This window comes from Amycolatopsis saalfeldensis (assembly GCF_900110575.1).
In the GTDB taxonomy this organism is placed as follows: domain Bacteria; phylum Actinomycetota; class Actinomycetes; order Mycobacteriales; family Pseudonocardiaceae; genus Amycolatopsis; species Amycolatopsis saalfeldensis.
In genome coordinates this window covers 97,573-114,825 of sequence record NZ_FOEF01000026.1, presented here as the reverse complement: position 1 = coordinate 114,825, position 17,253 = coordinate 97,573, and the positions used below count along the sequence as shown (strand labels likewise).

Annotated in this window: 20 protein-coding genes; 4 read left to right on the top strand and 16 right to left on the bottom strand. The window is 67.1% G+C overall.

What is annotated here, in order from left to right; genetic code table 11:
- A partial coding sequence (locus tag BMY97_RS47930; RefSeq protein WP_218156985.1) for a hypothetical protein occupies window positions 1–241 on the top strand: 241 nt, incomplete at its 5' end.
- A gap of 647 nt (window positions 242–888) precedes the next feature.
- Window positions 889–1,341, top strand: a complete 453-nt coding sequence (locus BMY97_RS39830; RefSeq protein WP_091628046.1) for a winged helix-turn-helix transcriptional regulator — start codon at window positions 889–891, stop codon at window positions 1,339–1,341.
- Window positions 1,342–1,364: 23 nt separating this feature from the next.
- Here BMY97_RS39830 and BMY97_RS39825 read toward each other — a convergent pair whose 3' ends face one another.
- From BMY97_RS39825 to BMY97_RS47925, 13 genes are all read right to left on the bottom strand, one after another.
- Window positions 1,365–4,253 (bottom strand): AfsR/SARP family transcriptional regulator, encoded by a 2,889-nt coding sequence (locus BMY97_RS39825; RefSeq protein ID WP_143086404.1) that lies wholly within the window; start codon window positions 4,251–4,253, stop codon window positions 1,365–1,367.
- Between the two features lie 239 nt (window positions 4,254–4,492).
- Complete coding sequence (locus tag BMY97_RS39820) at window positions 4,493–4,930, bottom strand: hypothetical protein (protein ID WP_091628042.1); 438 nt, start codon at window positions 4,928–4,930, stop codon at window positions 4,493–4,495.
- 54 nt (window positions 4,931–4,984) lie between these two features.
- Window positions 4,985–5,440, bottom strand: a complete 456-nt coding sequence (locus BMY97_RS39815; RefSeq protein ID WP_091628040.1) for a TadE/TadG family type IV pilus assembly protein — start codon at window positions 5,438–5,440, stop codon at window positions 4,985–4,987.
- A complete protein-coding gene (locus tag BMY97_RS39810) occupies window positions 5,437–5,934 on the bottom strand; it encodes a TadE/TadG family type IV pilus assembly protein (RefSeq protein WP_091628038.1) in 498 nt (165 codons plus the stop codon). Before BMY97_RS39810 ends, BMY97_RS39815 begins: the two co-directional genes overlap by 4 nt.
- Complete coding sequence (locus BMY97_RS39805) at window positions 5,931–6,347, bottom strand: TadE/TadG family type IV pilus assembly protein (protein WP_245787746.1); 417 nt, start codon at window positions 6,345–6,347, stop codon at window positions 5,931–5,933. The genes BMY97_RS39810 and BMY97_RS39805 overlap by 4 nt, the downstream gene beginning before the upstream one ends.
- Window positions 6,348–6,429: 82 nt before the next feature.
- On the bottom strand, window positions 6,430–6,615 hold the full coding sequence (locus BMY97_RS39800; protein WP_091628036.1) for a hypothetical protein: 186 nt from the start codon (window positions 6,613–6,615) through the stop codon (window positions 6,430–6,432).
- Between the two features lie 50 nt (window positions 6,616–6,665).
- Window positions 6,666–7,559 (bottom strand): type II secretion system F family protein, encoded by an 894-nt coding sequence (locus tag BMY97_RS39795; protein WP_091628034.1) that lies wholly within the window; start codon window positions 7,557–7,559, stop codon window positions 6,666–6,668.
- Window positions 7,556–8,479 (bottom strand): type II secretion system F family protein, encoded by a 924-nt coding sequence (locus BMY97_RS39790; protein WP_091628078.1) that lies wholly within the window; start codon window positions 8,477–8,479, stop codon window positions 7,556–7,558. The genes BMY97_RS39795 and BMY97_RS39790 overlap by 4 nt, the downstream gene beginning before the upstream one ends.
- On the bottom strand, window positions 8,476–9,789 hold the full coding sequence (locus BMY97_RS39785; RefSeq protein ID WP_342744086.1) for a TadA family conjugal transfer-associated ATPase: 1,314 nt from the start codon (window positions 9,787–9,789) through the stop codon (window positions 8,476–8,478). Before BMY97_RS39785 ends, BMY97_RS39790 begins: the two co-directional genes overlap by 4 nt.
- 125 nt (window positions 9,790–9,914) lie before the next feature.
- On the bottom strand, window positions 9,915–10,754 hold the full coding sequence (locus BMY97_RS39780; RefSeq protein ID WP_091628030.1) for a CpaE/TadZ family protein: 840 nt from the start codon (window positions 10,752–10,754) through the stop codon (window positions 9,915–9,917).
- Window positions 10,754–11,461, bottom strand: coding sequence for an SAF domain-containing protein (locus BMY97_RS39775; protein WP_218156984.1), 708 nt, complete (start codon window positions 11,459–11,461; stop codon window positions 10,754–10,756). The genes BMY97_RS39780 and BMY97_RS39775 overlap by 1 nt, the downstream gene beginning before the upstream one ends.
- 117 nt (window positions 11,462–11,578) lie before the next feature.
- Window positions 11,579–12,619, bottom strand: a complete 1,041-nt coding sequence (locus BMY97_RS39770; protein ID WP_245787745.1) for a hypothetical protein — start codon at window positions 12,617–12,619, stop codon at window positions 11,579–11,581.
- Complete coding sequence (locus tag BMY97_RS47925) at window positions 12,613–12,969, bottom strand: hypothetical protein (RefSeq protein WP_245787744.1); 357 nt, start codon at window positions 12,967–12,969, stop codon at window positions 12,613–12,615. Before BMY97_RS47925 ends, BMY97_RS39770 begins: the two co-directional genes overlap by 7 nt.
- A 517-nt stretch (window positions 12,970–13,486) precedes the next feature.
- Here BMY97_RS47925 and BMY97_RS39760 point away from each other — a divergent pair.
- Entirely contained in the window at window positions 13,487–14,131 is a 645-nt protein-coding gene (locus tag BMY97_RS39760) for a prepilin peptidase (RefSeq protein WP_091628027.1), read from the top strand.
- Between the two features lie 182 nt (window positions 14,132–14,313).
- Here the strand turns inward: BMY97_RS39760 and BMY97_RS39755 are convergent, their stop codons facing one another.
- The 3 genes from BMY97_RS39755 to BMY97_RS46495 all read right to left on the bottom strand — a co-directional run bounded on the left by BMY97_RS39755 (window position 14,314) and on the right by BMY97_RS46495 (window position 16,291).
- Complete coding sequence (locus BMY97_RS39755; protein ID WP_245787743.1) at window positions 14,314–15,135, bottom strand: RNA polymerase sigma factor; 822 nt, start codon at window positions 15,133–15,135, stop codon at window positions 14,314–14,316.
- Between the two features lie 308 nt (window positions 15,136–15,443).
- Window positions 15,444–15,812: a hypothetical protein gene (locus BMY97_RS39750; RefSeq protein ID WP_143086403.1), complete on the bottom strand. Its 369-nt coding sequence runs from the start codon at window positions 15,810–15,812 to the stop codon at window positions 15,444–15,446.
- A 131-nt stretch (window positions 15,813–15,943) separates the two neighbouring features.
- A complete protein-coding gene (locus BMY97_RS46495; protein ID WP_143086402.1) occupies window positions 15,944–16,291 on the bottom strand; it encodes a hypothetical protein in 348 nt (115 codons plus the stop codon).
- Between the two features lie 316 nt (window positions 16,292–16,607).
- Here BMY97_RS46495 and BMY97_RS47440 point away from each other — a divergent pair, with 316 nt between their 5' ends.
- On the top strand, window positions 16,608–16,796 hold the full coding sequence (locus BMY97_RS47440) for a hypothetical protein (protein WP_177231760.1): 189 nt from the start codon (window positions 16,608–16,610) through the stop codon (window positions 16,794–16,796).
- Window positions 16,797–17,253 lie beyond the last annotated feature (457 nt).

Genomic DNA, 17,253 nt, shown 5'->3' with positions numbered 1-17,253 from the left:
GAGCCCAGCGGCACGGCCGGCGACCGGCACGGCGGAGCCCAGCGGCACGGCCGGCGACCGGCACGGCGGAGCCCAGCGGCACGGCCGGCGACCGGGCAGCTCGTTCGATGCAAAAATCTTTCGGATTTCAGGTGGCAGAATTGCCTGGATCGGGAATTGCGCAGAATTCGATACCTCGAATCTCGGCTCTGCAATTCATCCGAAGAAATCTCAACAAATGAGAACGGTTGACGAACGTTGAAATCTCGCTTGTCAATACGCTGATGACAATTGAGGTCAGATTGACACGCGTCAGCATTTCGGGCGCAGTTGATCATGGAGGAGTGGCGGCCGGAGCGTGAGAGCGGGGACGAGCGCGGGAGGCGTGCGAGCAGGGCTCGGCCGGCGGAAAGTGGAGTACGGGGAGATGGTGACCATCGCAGTCAGGGCGACCACGGAGTCAAGAGGACCGGCAGGCGACCACCCACCCAAATCGACTGTTCATATGCCTGCCGGCGACCGAGTCGGGCGTTGCATCGGCAGGGTCTGCAGGCCACTTGAACAGGCGTTTCGCTGCGCCGAGGGGCTACCGCTCTAACAGGCAACTGGAACGGACCGTCGAGCGGTAGGTCACCAGGACACTACAGATTGCTCACCGAGAGTGCTGTTGATCTACTAGTCCGTCGCTCGATGTGGTGACGCTGGGTCGTCCTAAGTAGAAATACGCTGCGGCGGATGCCCCGTTCGGCGTAGCGTCGACAACCTTGACACTGATCAACCGAAGTGCGGACGACGAGTGAAAATAATACGCCCTCTGGACAGAAAGGAGGCGATTCGAATCGTCGAATCTTTGGCTCACCTGCGCCGCGGGGCGGGGCGTAGGTGAGCCTTCACGAATGAACATGGAGCATGCACATGGTAACGGGGGACAATAGGTATCCGCAGCGGTCGCGAGACCTTCGCCACCTGCTGAACGGGGAGTGGGTCATCCACATCCTTGTGGCGTTGGACGCGGGTCCGTTGCACTACAACGAGCTGTATTCAGCCGTTCAGGACATGACGACGTTCGACCCGTGGACCGGATCGGTGCGCCGCATCCAGAGCAGGGCACTGGGACGGACGTTGCGGCGTATCGAGACAGGCGGGCTGGTCGACCGGTTCGAGGAACGGACATTTCCACGGTCGGTGATCTACTCGCTCACGCCCGCGGCCAAGGAGCTGCTGATCGCGGTGGAGCCGCTCATCGCCTGGGGCGAAAAGCATTCCGAGCTGATCGAGCATCTGCAGAAGTCGCAGGCGAAGGACCGGAAACAGCCGCAGGAGGATGACAGCAAGCCTCCGCCTGACGGTGTAGCTGATTGAGATGCCGATGGCGGTAGGCCCGCTCAGCTGGCGGCGGCGTTGTCGGTCGGAAGCTGGCGGCGGGTACTTCCGCGTCGTTGGAGGAAGTCAGCGAGGTTGAGTGTGTCCGCGCTGGGGTGCTGCCCGATCTCGTCGAGCGTGGCGGTGAGGAGCGCGAGCGTGCGTGGAATGGCGGCGTACTGGCCGAGGCGGGCCTGGGTGCGGATGATGTCGCGGTAGACGCCTTCGTTGTACCGGTCGAGCTTGCGAGTGCGTTCCAGCAGCGTGAGCATCGTTTCCGGGTCGGCGTCGCCGTGGGTGCGGATCAGTGCGCCGAGCGCGTCGAGGACGTCGCGGCGGATGGTCTCGCGGAAGGGCTCGACCCAAGGGACGAGCAGGTCTTCGGCGAGGTCGCCCTGGTAGAGCTCGACGGCGTCGTGCAGCTGTAGGAGGGCGTCACCGTCGGTCGGGCGGGGTGCCTGCAGGGCATGCTGGAGGTGCCAGAAGTCGACGGTGACCAGGTCAGGGTTGAGTTGGTAGCGGCCGTCGTCGTTGAGGACGACATTGTCGAGGGCGCCGTCGGTGGCGTCGCTGAGTGCGCGGCGCAGCATCGAGAGGGTGTTGTGGAAGCTGTTGTACGGCCGCGGTGGCCGGCTGTCGGGCCAGACGGCTTCGTTGAGGACTTCGCGGCGGACGCCGTGGGGGTGTAGCGCGAGGTAGACGAGCACTTCGCGTTGCTTCGGTGTGAGCGCCCCACCGAGCTCGCGTTCTCCGCTGTCGTCTTGAAGGGCCAGGTAAACACGACCGAGCACTCGCACGGCCAGCGGTCGCCGCGTCGCCGGTTGATCTCCCACCGCTGGCTTCGGCGGATTCTCCGGCCGTGTTGACCAGTTGTCGGCAAGCACCAGGTCGTCGGTGGTCGTGCGGTGTCCATCGGCGTCGTCGGCCGGTGAGGCTGGCACCGGGGCAGGCGGCTGGACGTCCACGGGGGCGGCGTGGACGTCCAGCACCTGCAGGCTCGGCATCGGCGCAGCCGGGTCGTTCTGCCGGTCCGGCGGCCGGGTCGATTCGAGCCGGGTCATCTCTTCCACCGAGCGCTGCTCGGGCACCGACGGTTGCGCAATCCTGTCGTCGTCCTCGGCGACGTCCACGAGCGGTAGGCCACCATCGCCGGCAGCGCCGGGTTCGACACCGGAGCCCGGCAGGTCGGTCGGGCCTTCGGCGTCACGGAGCAGGGTCAGCAACTCGGTGGTGTCGGCGGCGGGCAGGGTGAACAGACGGGTACCAGTGAGCGCGTCGCCGAGGCCGGGGCTGGTGGCGCTGACGGTGCCGTCGGGGCGGATGCGGACGGTTGCGCCGGGCCGCCACTGGCCGAGCAGGATGCCGGCGAGGCCGAGGGTGGAGCCGTTGTCGAGGACGGCCTGCAGGCGGCGTTCGGCGTGCGGTGTCGGGCTGGCGAGCAGCACGAGCGAGGCCGGGGTGGGCTGGAATTCGGTCTCTTCGATGGCGTGGCGGGTGCGGGTGAGCAGCGCCGCTTCCATCTCGTCGAGGGCGGCGTCGAGGGAATCGACCACCAGGACGGTCGAGGGCAGGTGCTCGACGTGCGTGCCGTCGAAGACGAGGTGCAGATCCTCGGCGGGGATGATCACGCAGACGCTGCCGCCAGGCTGGTGCTCGGCGAGCAGGTGCAGCAGGAGAGCACGGGCCGCGTCCGCGGCGCCGGGCCCGGCCAAGCCAAGCCCACGAGTGCTGGCGAGGTTCAGGGCGAGCTCGCTTCCACCTCGAACGCCGACTCGCGCTGGAACGGGTATCGGTTCGTCGTCGGGTTCGAGCGCGCCGCCCGCGGTGATGTGGATCCGCGGTGGAGCGGGCGCGAGGTCAATGAACTCCACCTCGTCGGAGCGCAGGTCGTCATCATGGTCGTCGTGTGCGGTGCGCAGTGCGCGGACCACGGGCGCGATCGGGCGCTGCAGGTCGGCGCGGTCGCCGCTGCCGACGCGGTAGCGACGGCGCCGCCACATCCTCGCCGACACCATGGCCGTAGTGACCAGGCCGGCCAGGCCGAGACTGACGAACACACCCGTCATCAGGTCCAGCCCTGGTTCGGCCTGATCGGTGCCGTGCTGGTCGGCCTGGTCAGTCGCCGGCGGAGCCTGCGTGGTCGGCGCCGGCTGCGTTGAGGGTGGTGTAGTTGGCGCCGTACTGGTCGGAGGGACCGGTTGCTCGGGTGGGACCGGCGGCAGTTGCTCGCCCGGCGGTGGCTCGCTGGGCGGGGCTGGGATGTAGGCGGTGATCTTCCAGCCGGGCCGCACCAGGTTCGGGTTGGCGAGTGTACGGCCGTCGGGCTGCTCGACACCGCGGTTGAGTTGGAATAGCTCGGGCCACCGGCTGCCGCCGCCAGGCCCGTAGACGCGTTCGGCGACCCGCCAGAGGCTGTCATAGATCCCGTTCTGCGGGAGGCGGACTTCTTCAGTGGCCAGCACCGTTCCTGGTGGGGCGGGCGCCGCCCGGTCGATCACCAGGGTGGCTTGTTGCACGACCAGGGCCTGCCTGGCCAGCGCGGGCGCAGCGGGGCCGGGTGTTAATGGCGCGACGACAGCGATTGGCGCGAGGTCGCCCGTCAAGGCCGCCGTGACCGGTGCTGGCCCTGTGTACGGGGTTCGGCTGCCGAGCAGGGTCAGCACGATGGTGCCGATGAGCGCCGCAGCGAGCCCGTGCAGCGGGCCAGGTGGACGGACCTGCGGCCAGGTGATCCCGCGCGCCGCGTCGACGGTGCAGCGCAGGACGTCAATGGCGAAGAAGAACCAGACGATCCAGCACAGCACGGCCAGGGTATTAAGCAGGAACGGCGGGCTCATCGAGTTGAGCAGCGTCGCCTGGGTCTCGTCCCAGGTCGGCACATGGTCTGGCAGGGGCCAGCCGACGAAGTGCACCAGCGCCCAGGGCAAGCCGGCCACGAGCGCGAGCAGGACGACGGCGGCGAGCAGGCCGCGCAGGACTCGGCCGACGAACCGGAACGCGCTGGCTGGCGCCCATGAGGCGTGGCGGTGCGCGCTTGGTGTCAGCTTCCTGCGTGTGTGGTGTGGATGTGCGGTCACGGCGTGCTCAATTCCTTGGCAGTACAGGGTTTATGACTCGATGTGTGCTGCCTGGCTAGGCAGGTCAAGCGAAGTCATGTCACTTCCGCAGGAACCCGCGCAGGCACGCCCGCGGGAACGGACCGAGGTGCGGCGGGCTCCGGTACCGTTGGTGTCTGGCCGGACGTTGGTGTCTTCGCCGCGGGCGCTCCTTGGCCCGTATCGGTCTTCGCGGCGGACGGGGCGGGTGCGGGCTTCTTGCGTTTGGTGCGAGTGGGCTTCCGGCCGCTGAGCCATTGGTCAAGGTCTGCAACGGGCACGTCAGTGAACTTCGCCAGTTCGTCGGTGCCGATCACGTCACTGGACTCGGCGAGTACGTCACCAAGTTCACGCTCGATGTCGCTGAGTTGTTCGGCGATGGCGGCGCGACGTTGCGCGAGTTCGCCGACCCGCTTCGCCGTGGCCGCACGTTTCGCGGTGGTGGTGCTGTCGTTTTCCTCGACGCGATGTTCGATCTCTTCAGGCGTGGCCATCCTGGTCTCCTTCGTGGTTGGCGTGCTGCACCGGACGCGAGCGGTGAGGCGTGGTCATGGGAGTACTCCGGAGATTCCGCGCTGCGGCTGGGCTTGCCCGGCCGCGGTGACCGCGATCGAGCCGATGCCGATCAACGGGAGCAGTTGCGTCGGCTGGCTGACCGTGACGGTGACGTGCACGGTGTTGCCGGCGACGGAGACGGTGCCGGTGTGGCCTGCGGCGGCGAGGTACTTGCGGGCGGCTGCACTGGCTTGCTGCGGCTCCAGACGAAGGGTGCCGTTGGCGCGGTAGGCAGCCAGGTCGATTTCCTGGGCGCCGGCCCGAGCGGCTTCCTGGGCCTCGCCGAGAGCGCGAACCTTGGCGGCCAGCGCGAGTCCACCGTCGAGCACGAGACCGGCGAACAGCAGGACCGCGGTCACGATGATGACGACGAACGCGGTGACCCGGCCGCTCTGGTCCTCACGCAGTCGGCGCAGAGCGGGGCGGCGAGACCGTGCTGTGGAGCTCATCCGGTGCCTCCTGCCTGCGCGAGTGTGCTGGTGCCGCGCCATACATCGACTGGCGAGGAGAAGCTGGATTCGAACGTTCGGGAGCCTGGGACGCCGAGCATGGTCAGGTCACCCAAGCCGACACTGCAGGAAACGGTGACGGTGACTGTCGAGCCGGGTTTGAGCCCCTGGGTGTCGGTGGAGACCGTGAGCGACTGGCAGGTGATCCCGGCAGAAGCCAAGGCAGCACTGGCTGTCGTCTGGGCATTCGCGGTGGCTTGCGACGGGGTACGGGCCAGGGTGGCTGCGCGCGCGGCCTGGTGCGCGACGTCGTTGATCCGCAGTTTCGTATCGGCGAGCCGGCCGCACAGCACCACGAACAGCAGCAGCAGAATGAGCAGCGGCGTGAGTAGAGTGAGCTCGGCCGCGGCGGAGCCACGTTCATCGCGGCGCAGCACGCAGAGCCGTGCACGCACGGGGTGAACGAGCCTGCGGAACGTCGATGTCGCGCTCATGGCGCTGCCCCCACACCGGTCGGCGGGGTAAATTTCTCAATGGGCCCAACAGCTTCGGCGTGGACCGTGAGTGTCATGAACGGGATGACGCTGGTCGCCGTTCCGGTGATGGTCACGGAGGCTTGGGTGTTTCCGCGCTGGGCTTTGACCGAACCTCCCTGCAGCGGGCCGCTTCCCAGTTGCGCCAGGATGCGTTGCCCTTCGGTGTTGCCCGCGGCTGCGCTGCCCCCGGAGACTCGCGCAGCGGAGAGTGCCTCGGACGCGGCAGCTTGCGCGATGTGGTTGGCGTGCATGTACAACGCGAACTGGGCGATGAGGAGGATCAGCAGGAGCAGCAAGGGTGTGGCGACGACGAGTTCGACCGTTCCGCCGCCCCGCTGATCGTGCCGTAGCCGACGCAGCGCGGAGCGCACGACCGTCCTGTGGGGACGTTCGCGTGTCGTCGGTGCCGGTTTTGCGGGCCGGCTAACGTTTCGAGACATCGTGTTCACCGGCCTACAAACTGATGCCGTTCGCCTTCTCGACGACTTTTGCGATGATGATCGCAAGCACGGCGATCGCCGCGGCTACGAGCACAGCGGTGACAACCACGGCCTCGGTCGAGTAGCCGCGCTCGTCCTGGCGCAGCCGCTCCAACCCGGCACGGATGCGGGCGACTAGGATCTGAACTTCGTTGAACATCAGTATCTCCCCTGTGGTTCGGGGTCCGTTATGGACTGTTCTAATGGAACTCAGAGACCTCCCAGCACCTGTGCGAGTGCGGGAAACCCAATGAAGACAAGGAATCCACCGAACAGCACCACCACGGGCAGGCTCATGCGTTCAGTGGCCGACTGGGCGTCACCTTCGGCGTCGGTGAGCTCGCGGGTGCGCAGCGCGGCGGCTTTGGCTGCGAGGCTGGCGCGCACGCGGGCACCTTCGGTTCCGGCCAGGCTGACCGAGGCGGCCAGCTCGGACAGCTGGTGCACATCGAGTTCGGTGCCGAGCTGGCCCAGGGTGGACCACGGGGTGGTGCGGGTGAGCTTGGCGGTGACCAGTGCGCGGCGAATCTGTTGAAACGCCCAGCCTTTGCCAATGCCGACCGCGTCGGACAGGGCTCCGTCTACCCCGGCGCCACCGGCCAGCAGGACCCGGATCAGGTTGAGGTAAGCCGACAACGCGTGCCGGAAGGTCGAGCGTCGCCGCTCGGCTTCCCGCCGGACACTGATGTCCGGGAGCAGGAAGCCGCCCAAGGCGAGGATGAGGCTAGCGATGGCCGGAACTTCCCACTCCGGACTGACATCGGTCACCACGAGCAGGAGCTGCATCAGGATGGGCAGCAGCAACCCGGTCAGCGCGAACGTGGCCTTCTCGGCCAGGTGGTGCTCGATACCCTTGCCGGTGACGGCGAGGTCGTTGCGCAACTTGCGGTTCGGCAGCCCGAGTGCGGCCAGCGGCTTGATGAACGGCTTGCCTACCCGCAAGGCCCAGCCATCGGAATCCGCGGCGAGGATCGGCGGTGGTGCCGGTGTCGAATGCAGCCGGTCGACCAGAGTTCGCAATGGTGGCTTCGGCGGGAACACATAGACCACCAGCGCCCACAACCCGACGCCGAGCCCAGCGCCCCACAGCAACGCACTGATCATGACGACGCCCCCTTTCCGGTGAACAGGTCATCGACGTCGAGATCGGCGTCGTGCGACCGGATCGTGCCCAGCTCGGTCAGGAACCTTTCGGACTCCCGCATGCGCGCGATCTTTGACAGCCAAACAAAAGCTGCTGCGAAGAGCACTCCGACGATCAGGAGCATGATCTGGCCGAACGCCGAGTTGTACGGGGCGAGGTAACCGCGGTTGAGCAGCACCAAACCGACAGCGAAGGACAGGGTGGTGATTACGATGACGCGCACGCTGGTCTTGGTACGGGCGCGCCCGGCCTCGACGCGCATCCGCATCGACGCTTGTTCACGGGCCTCGCTGGCCAGTTCCCCGAGCAGGTCGGCCAACTGGCGGGCCTGGTGTTCGGCGGCCAGCACGAGCGCGGAGATCACCAGGTCCGCGGTCGGGTCGCGCAGCTGCTCGGCGAGGTTGCGCAATGAGGGTGCGAGGCGTTCGCCGCGTTCGAGCCGGACGGCCAGCTCGGTGATCTCCTCGCGGATCGCGGCCGGGCAGGCCGGGGCGGTGGCGAGGATGGCCTGCTCCAGGCCGGCCGCGGCGACAAGGGTGTCGCGCAGCATTTCGGTCCATCCGGCGATCGCCTCGATGCGTTCGAGGTGGAGCTTGTGGTCGGTGTTCGAGCCGAGGATCCGGGGCAGACCGACCACGGCCACGACGGTCAGGACGGCGCCGACGACCCAGCCGGTGATCGTGCCGACGGCCAGGCCGGCGAGCACGGCCACCACCAGCCAGCCGACCTGCTTGCGGTCGTGGTGGACGGCCAGCCACGCGCTCAGCCGCGACGGCGTCGCGGGGCGGACGGGCCGGCCGCGCAGCCCAGCCCACACGAGCAGGACGCCGACGGCCAGGCCCGCGCCGAGCAATCCGAACAGGGCGGCAGTCGTGGTCATGGCGTCCACCACCCTTCGCGCCGCTCGAACAGGTCCGGGTCGTAGCCGGCGTCCATGAGCAGGTCCACGGTGTCGGTGCGCAGCGGCGCGCCGGGCACAGCGCGCAGGTCCGGGCCGGGGCGCCATACCTCGTTGCTGATGATCTGAGCGCCGTCGGCGCCGACGACTTCGCGGATGGAGGACACCACGCGTTTGCTGTTTTCGCCGCGGGGCTTGTCCAGATGCACCACGAAGTGCAGGGCCGCGGCCACCAACAAGTTCGTTGCTTCCATCGGCAGCCGTTCGGGGCCTTGCACCGCGTAGGCGGCGAGCTTGGTGAACGCGCCCTGGCTGCTGGAGGAGTGCAGGGTGCCCATGCTGCCGTCGTTGCCCATGGACATCGCGTTGCACATCGGGATGACCTCGGGACCGCGAACCTCGCCCACGATGACCCGGTCCGGGCTTTGGCGCAGTGACTGCCACACCAGATCCGATAGAGAGACCGCACCCACGCCTTCCAGATTGGGTTCGCGGGCCTGCATCGCGACCACGTCCGGGTGTGCTTCGCCGTCCTCGCCGAGGCCGAGCTCGAAAACGTCCTCGATCGTCAGGATCCGCTCCCACGACGGGATGGCCGAGGCCAGACCACGCAACAGTGTGGTCTTGCCGATCGCCGTGCCGCCGGTGACCAGGACGTTGCGACGTGCACGCACCAGCGCTTTGAGGAACGACTCCAGGGCGAGATCGATGGTGCCGTTCTCACGGAGCTCCGCCAGAGTGACGCTGGTGAAGCGGTGACGCCGAATCGATACCGATGGGCGCGCGGTGACGGCCATGACCGCGGAGACCCGCTCGCCACCGGGCAGCTGGAAGTTGACGATCGGCGAACCGCGATCGAAGCGGCGTTCTTCCACGCCGGACCGGGTCGCCAGATCTCGAATGAGCTCGATGAGTTCCGTGTCCGAACCCACTACTGGCGGCAACCGGCGTCGGCGGCCGTCGGCGTAGCGAACGAAGACGTGGTCGTAGCCGTTGATGTTGATGTTCTCGATTTCGGTGTCGGCCAGCAGCGGTTCCAGCCCGGCCAGCCCGAAGACCTCGTCGAGCACGGCCGTGATCACCCGCTGCTCGACCTCCGGTCGTACCAGGTCGCGGGCTTGCTGCATCTCCGCCTGGGCATGTGCCTCGGCGGCGTCCTGCAGGATCGCCTCGGCCATCTGACGGCGCGCTACCGTCCCCATCGGGGCACGGCCGCTGCTTTCGTCGTCCCGGATACGTTGGCTGAGCTGCGTGGACAGCTGCTCGCGCAGGTACTGCCGCAGCCGATCCACGGCCGCAGCCTCCCCTGCGGGCCGATGCGGAAGCTCCGCTGGGCCGGGCAGGTTCGTCGGGCCAGGTTGTGGGCCCGCTCCGTTCGACGTGGTCGTCAGGTGCGGCTCGCCGAGGCCGGGCCGGGTCATGACGTCGCGCCGTTCCGGGTCTGCGGCCCGAGGGGCTGCAGGGCCGCGCCCGAGATCGGCTCTCCGGGCACCGCCAGCCGCAGGTGCGGAGCACGGGTGCCACCGTTGTTGGTGGCGTGCCAATGCGCAAAGGTGTTCAGCGCGATCTTGGCGGCGGCACGCCCGAGCGCGGACTTCGCCGGGCTGTGCCGACCGTTGCCCTGCCCGCACAACACCGCGGCGCCCTTGTCATCGCGGGGAACACGGCCCATCACCGGGATGCCCATGACCTGGGCGACCTCGGCGGTCGGGTAGCCGTCGCCGACGAGCACGAAGCACGGCTTCGCCGACCACCGCTGGGCGGCCTGCAGCTTGAGCGCGACGTGCGCGAGTTCGTCGTCGTGTGGTCGGGCGACCAGCAGCATCGCGTCGGCGCCGCGGATGATCGGGAACGCAGGCGAGTCGGGATCCACCCGGCCGCAGTCGACGATGACCGTGGTCCCCGCCTGGTCGGCTGCACGGCGCATCGGCGACGACGCGCCCGGAGCCAGCACCGACAACGCGGCGCGGGCTTGTTCCGCGCCTACCGGCCCGAGCACCACCCGCAAGCCACCTGGCAGGAGCTGTGTGTGCTGGGCGAGCAGGTTCGGGTCGGAGCCGCCGCGGCCCCGTGCCGCGGCGGCCAGGCTGACCAGCCCCGGTGACTCGGGCAGCCGGAAGCGGGCCATCAGGTCACCGCCGGCAGGGTCTGCCTCGACGACAATCGGGTTCTCCTGCCCTGGCCACCGAGCGCCGAGGGCGGTGGCCAACGTGGTGACGCCGGGCGAGCCCTTGAGCGAACAGACTGCGATGAGCATCAGCGTCCACCTCCCGCGATCGCCACCAGGCTGAGTTGCCCCGCTGGAGCCGAGGCGAACGCCCGAGCGTCCGATTCGGACAGTTGCAGAGAGACCACGGTGGTTTGCTCGCCCTCGCGCGTGGCGATGCCGGTCACCACCGCGGTCCACGACGAGGTCTGTCCGTTCGACGATCCCGTCGTCGTGCCCTGGCCCGGCGTGGTGAGCACTGCGACGGTGGTTCCGGGCGCCAAGTCGGGCGGGAACTGCCCAGGCTTCAACCCGACCGCCGCAATTGCCCTTCCCTGCAAGGGAATCTGCGGCGAGCCGAGGACCGATCGGGTCACCAGTGAACCGGCGGGCAGACTGAACGCAACCGGCTGTCCCACCACGGTGGACGCCGCCGATGCCGACATCACGTCCATTCCGGAGTCGGTCGCCATGCTAACCTGCTTGAGGTCCTGCGCGGTGAGGATTTGACCCACCGCAACGGGACGGGCCAACGCCAGCACGCTTTCCCGGTCTCCCAACTGCATTCCGGCGAACACGCCGCCCGCGGCGCACACCACGACCAGCAGGACACCGAGCAGCAGGTAGGGCACACTGCGCCGCCTGCCTCCGCCGCTCAGGCGTGAAGGAGCCTTGCCGTCACGGCCAGCCCACGTGTTCAGCGACGTTCCATTCTTCGTCGTCGTGTCCGTGCCGGTCGAACCTGCGGTAGTTGTCACCACCGACCTCCTTCAGGCATGAAGCCATCGCGACGCGTCGATTTGGGTGGTCGACGTGCCTTCCGTAACAGGATGTTTCGTTGTGGGCACCCGCCCTCGTGGGGCGGGAGGTTTAGCTCAACCGGTGGCGATGCCCTGGCTCTCCGCAACGCGGAACGCAGCATTTCCGGTGGTAGTCATGTTCGGGAACGTGCCGCCTTGGCCTGCGCCCGACCAGGTCACGGTCCAGTTCACCGTGGCGGACACGGGGAACGCTTCAGCGCGCTGCCCGGCCGAGGAGGTGCGGTAGGTGTAGCCGCAGTCCGGCGACGCACTCTTCGGATTGCCCCCGGCGGGGAACTGAGAGCCCGGACCGGTGCAGGTCACCGAACCGCCGTCGCCCATCGACCAGGTCACCGAGGTTGGCCGGGCGACCGCGATCACCGAGACGCCCGGAACCGCCGCGGTGGCGGACACATCGCCCCAACTGCTGGGATCCAGCCACATCCAGGTCGGCAGGCTGACCAACTGGTCGCCGGCCGGGTTCGCCTTGATCCTCGGAGTAGGCAGACGCAACTGATTGCGCGCCTGCGCCGCGAGCTCGGCAGGCGACGGCAGCGCCGCCGGGCCGGGCTGGCCGTCGGCAATCCAGACCGGCGGACGGTACAGCGCGTCCCGGAAACCAGGCCCCGTGCACTTGTAGACGTACCACGCGCCGGAGGGCGGCTGGGCCTGCGCGAGCCGCGGCTGCGCCACCGCGAACTGCGCGGTGGCCGGCGCGCTCTGCGGCCGGTACACCGCGGGCACCGCGGTGACCGCACCCGACTTGGGCGGGACATGGAAGGCCGCCGGCTGCGCGCCGCCAGGCGGCGCGCCCTGGTAGCCACTGCGTTCATAGCCGCACTGGGCCAGGTTCTTGTTCCCGCCGATGATCGTGTCGCCGTCGGCGTTGGCCTGCCCGGTACCGGGGTTGTTCTTCCCAGGATTACCCGGCTTGTTTCCTTTGCCCTGATTACCGTTTCCGTTCGTCCCACCCTTGCCAGCGCCAAGTTCACAGCCAGGGTTTGGGTACTGGCTGCAGTCAGTGAATCCGTACCCATCGTCGGCAAGAGCAGGGATCGCAGCGACCACGATCACGGCCGCGGACAGGCCGATAACGACTCCTAAACGTTTCAACACGAGCCCACCCCCTCCACGGCGAAGCGGGTGACCCTCCACGTACCGTCCTGCTGCTTCTTGACTTCCGCGGTGATCGAGCGCCGTCCGCCCGGTGTGTCATTGAGCAACTGGCCGTCCTTGTACTTCAGCCAGTTCGAGCTGTCACTGCAATCCGAGATCATGATCATGGTCGGGTTGTCAGCTGGGTCCACTTTGGACACTTGCGGGGTGTTCGCGGGCGCTCCTTTGGACACGACACCGTTGAGGTGGTCTGTGTACAAGCTGCGGTTGACCACCCCGAGGGCGTCACCCGTCGCGTACTTCGCAAGCTCAGGCGACTGCCAGTCCGCAGTCTCCCCGGCCTTCGCCATCTGCCTCCACATCCCCGTGTAAGCAGCCGTCGCCTGCTGACGCGCGCTGTCCGCCGGAGAGACCGGCGACGGCGAAGCACTGCTCGGTGACGAAGACGTTGCCACCCCAGTCGTGCCCCCAGGCGTCTGCGACGGATTCGAGCTACAAGCCGTCAACGTCAGCACCGCGACTCCGACAACAACGAGTCCCGCCCCGCGCCAGCCGTTGCCGCCACGTACATTGCCCCCGACCACGTGCACCCCCTCGGATCTGCGAAAATTCCTTTCGATCTACTGTGGTACACCTCACGTCTACCCGTCGCCCCCCAGGAGGCTGCAATGTCCCTATGAAGGGACACAAGTGTCGGAACAGGGGAAATCGGGCAAGGTTCACCCAAATGGGTTAACGGTGGCCTGTTCAAATATCGCTGAGTAGTAGCGTCACTACACCGGAAAGCTCTAACCAGAGGGCTACAGGGGGGTACATCGTGATCAGCAATGTCACTCTCGCGGGCCTACGAACGGCGCGAGCTCCGCAGTGACCGCGGTCAGCATCGCTGGCTGGGGCCTGGTTGGGCTCGTACTCGCCTTCGTTCTGCGGATCGCAGTACAGCGAAGCTCGCCCCTCCTTGCGGAGAGCGGGCGGATGGCGCCGCCAGTTGTCCTCGAAGCGGCCACGGGGGTCCTGTTCTCGACACTGGCCTGGCGCATTGGCTCAGAACCTGCCCTGTTCGCCTACTCCTGGCTGGCCGCTGCCGGCGTCCAACTCGCCGCGATCGACTTCAAGGCCCGCACCCTGCCCACCAAGCTCATCTGGCCGACGGGAATCCTCCTGGCGTTGCTCTTCGGCCTGGCTGCCGTGCTCCAGCATGACGCCTACCCGCTCATCCGCTCCGCGGCCGGCATGCTCGCGCTCCTCACGTTCTACGGAGCGCTGTACTTCCTTCGTCCTGGCGGGCTCGGCGGGGGCGACTTCCGCCTCAGCGGGCTGCTGGGGCTCGCAATGGGCTGGGCCGGTTGGACGGCCGTCCTGACAGGAACCCTGCTCGGCTGGCTCGCTGCTGCAATCGCACTTCTCGTCCTACGTATCGGTCGAGGATCTGACGCGAGCCATGACATCCCGCTCGGCCCCTTTTTGATCACCGGAACGCTCGTCGCAGTGTTGGCCAGTTCGATGAGCTGAATGAAGCCGCCGACCGGTCCGCCACTGGGGGTATCGCGCCGGTCGGCGGCGGTTCCGGACGGTGTCACAAGGGGGAGGTGGACGCCGCCGGAAGAACCCAACGGTACGCCAGTGCCCGGTCTCCGCAGCAGGCCGCGCGTGAAGTAGCCCGATCGGGGGAGTTGCGCAGGAACGATTGACGATCAGCTCGCCAGCTTCATGCTGAGGAGGCTGTGTCCGACCTCAATCGCGAGGCACTGTTGCCGAGCGCCGGACTGGCGCACATTTTTACGCTGTTCAGAACGCTTCGCGGGCGCCTTCGTGGCGATCCGGAAGGAACTGTTGATCTCGGCAAGCTCTGCGGACAACGCTCGGCAGGAAGCGCACTCATCGAGATGCACTTCAATCTCTTGGGCCTGCCGCTTCGGCACGCTACTTCGTGTCCACGAGCCGAGGACCTCGATCGTCGGTCCGCACTGCTTTGCTTGAGCGGCAGCCAAATGAGCTTGCAGATATCCCTGGCGGAGCGCTTCCCGCGCTCGGTATGCCAACGCCGACACTCCGTTGGGTGTAAGTCCGAGGCTCGGCGCGATTTCTGCCGGCGTCTGCCCCTCAATCTCGGTCAGCCAAAGTACCTTCCGCCAACGATCGGGTAGCAATGCGAACGCCTTCTTCACCAGGGTCTTCTCAGCGTTTGCCGTCACGGTGTCATCGAAGGGGACACTGACGAGTGCAGGATCGACCGTTTCCGTGATGTCCTCGGACAGCTCGACGCGGCGTTCCTTGCGAGTCCTGTCGTATGCCGTGTGCCGCAGCGCTGTGAGGAGATATGCGCGGATGGCTGAGTCTGGGCCACCTCCCGCGCGGAGCGCCTGGAGGACCTTGATGAACGCTTCCGAGACGAGGTCGTCGGCTTCGGCCGTTGTCCGGGAAAGCTGGCGAGCAAGGTTGCGAGCGGAACCGACGTGCCGTGCGTAGAGGTCGCCGTAGGCTGCAATGTCTCCACGGCGTACAGCTTGGATCAATCGAGCATCGTCACCACCTTGGACGTCGCAGATCGATGGGACAGCTTCGATGGAAGAGCTCGGACTGGGAACTGGTGGCTTGGATCGTTGTGGCTGCCAGGCCAGGACGAGTAGCTCGGGTGCTCGCGTTCCTCGCCGGGGAGCGCGAACTCGGCTGGCTCTGCAGTTGCGGCGCGGGCTGTCGAGGGAGTCGCGTTGACCTACCCGTTCACCGCGGCCGTCGACGAGACTGGTGGCCATAACCACTCCAATTCCTGATCACGTTCATGAGCGCGCGGACTTGCTTCCGCGTTCAACGAGGTTTGGTCTCAGGCAAACAAATCCTCGGACTTGATCGCCGGGATCAACGTGGTCTGCTCTGCAGGGCGTTCCGGAGGAACCTGCTGGTCCAGAGCAGCGAGCTCGTGCCTCCCCGTTCCTGGCGGCAAAGTCAGAAGAGAGTCGGCGAACGCCGGGAACAAGGCCACCATGGCGCGGACGCAGCACAGTGGACAGAGGTTGTCCGGCACCGGAGGTCGCTGCTCCCAGATCTCTTCGACCGGAAGCCCGCAAAGGCCGTAAAACTCGTTGTCCGGCCAGACGACGTGCACGCGTCCGGCATAGTGATCCGCTGTTCCGCCCTGAGCGTTGGTTCCCCAGTACAGCAGCGGTTCAGGTGCATCCTGTGGTTCGGCCATGACTCACCAGGCCAACCTAATCGGACAGTTGCCGCGGCGAGCAATGGCAACTGGGAGCTTGTCTTGGTCGACAAGATCTTGGCGCAAGTTCGAAACGCAATCACGTTGCCTCGGAACAAAAGCCATTGCTGTCACAGGAATCCCGCCCATTCCTGCCCATGCACGAGACCGGCGATCATCTTGCACTCGGAACAGATATCGGCTCTGACGCCGAGGGGTGACCGAAGCGAGTTATCTTCCAGCAAGGCGCGGCAAGGTGCTGGCGCGATCCGAGCCACCTGGTTGTTGACGGTGACTCGTCTTGGCTGCCCGTCTTCGGTTTCCTGAAGGTGCACCATGTCGGCGCGCAGGATCGCTCGTGACCACCGTGGTGCAGCAAGTGGAAGGATGCGCAGCCTCGTGGTGTCGAAAACGTTGCGTCGCAGGGCAATCGGCGACGGGGCCAGCGGGGACGGGGAGAGCAAGATCGTTGGGCTCATCATTGATGTCCTTTCGTTGCTTGCTCGATGCAGGCCGAGTCGTCGTTTGGGAACCGGTGTGCCGATCCGGGTCGGAGCCGGATCGGTACACCGGCGTTCTAGGTTTGACCGTGGCGTCGCTGCCGTGGATCGGTCACCCTCCTGTGGAGGCCATGGCCCTCGTGGTCGCAATCACTGCTGACTGCGGCGGGAAGTCCTTCAGTGCCTTCGGAGCGCATTCCCAACGCCAGAGGCCCAGGTGCTCGTCCTCCGGGGAGGGCAAGACGATGTTGTCGCCGTCCGGAGCGACTGACGCTCCCAGTCGAAGGACTTCCGCATGGACCGTGTCGTCGAGCGTGTGGCCGGGGCCGGTGATGAACGTCCATCGCTGGGTCTGCGCGCGTTCGATGACCGGACCGGCGAGCATCCGGATTCGGAGGCCGGCCTGGACACGCTGGCCAAGTTCGAGGGGCATGGTGATGGCGCCGACGAGCCCACCGATGGGCATGACGATGCGCTGCATTGAGCGGTCGACGGTTGCTGGCAATCCGTACTCGCTGCGGTAGAAGCCACAGCGTTCTTCGGAGGTCGAGCCCGAGCATGTGGCTGGAGTGCGAGTGGTCGACGTTGTCACGACGAACCACCTCCTTCGACAGAGCAGGGTTCAGGCAGCGCGAGTCGCGCTGCGCCGCGGAGATGCGCTAGGTGGAGCCGCTCGGCGGCGAGCCACCGAGCCGGTTGTGGACGCCACGTGCCGGGGGCTGCGTGACCGGGCGACGGGTTGATCAACACCCTGGGAGGCGAGGGTGACACCCGTCGTCAGCGGTGCCTCGGGGGACGGACTCGGCGGTACGTGTCCACGGCAACGTCGGACTCGACGCCGCTCGCCGACGTACCACCAGCCGGCACCGACTCCGGCCACGCAGCCCGCCATGAGAAGGAGCGCCGCTGCCATCGCCAACCCAGACCCCCACGACGTCTCA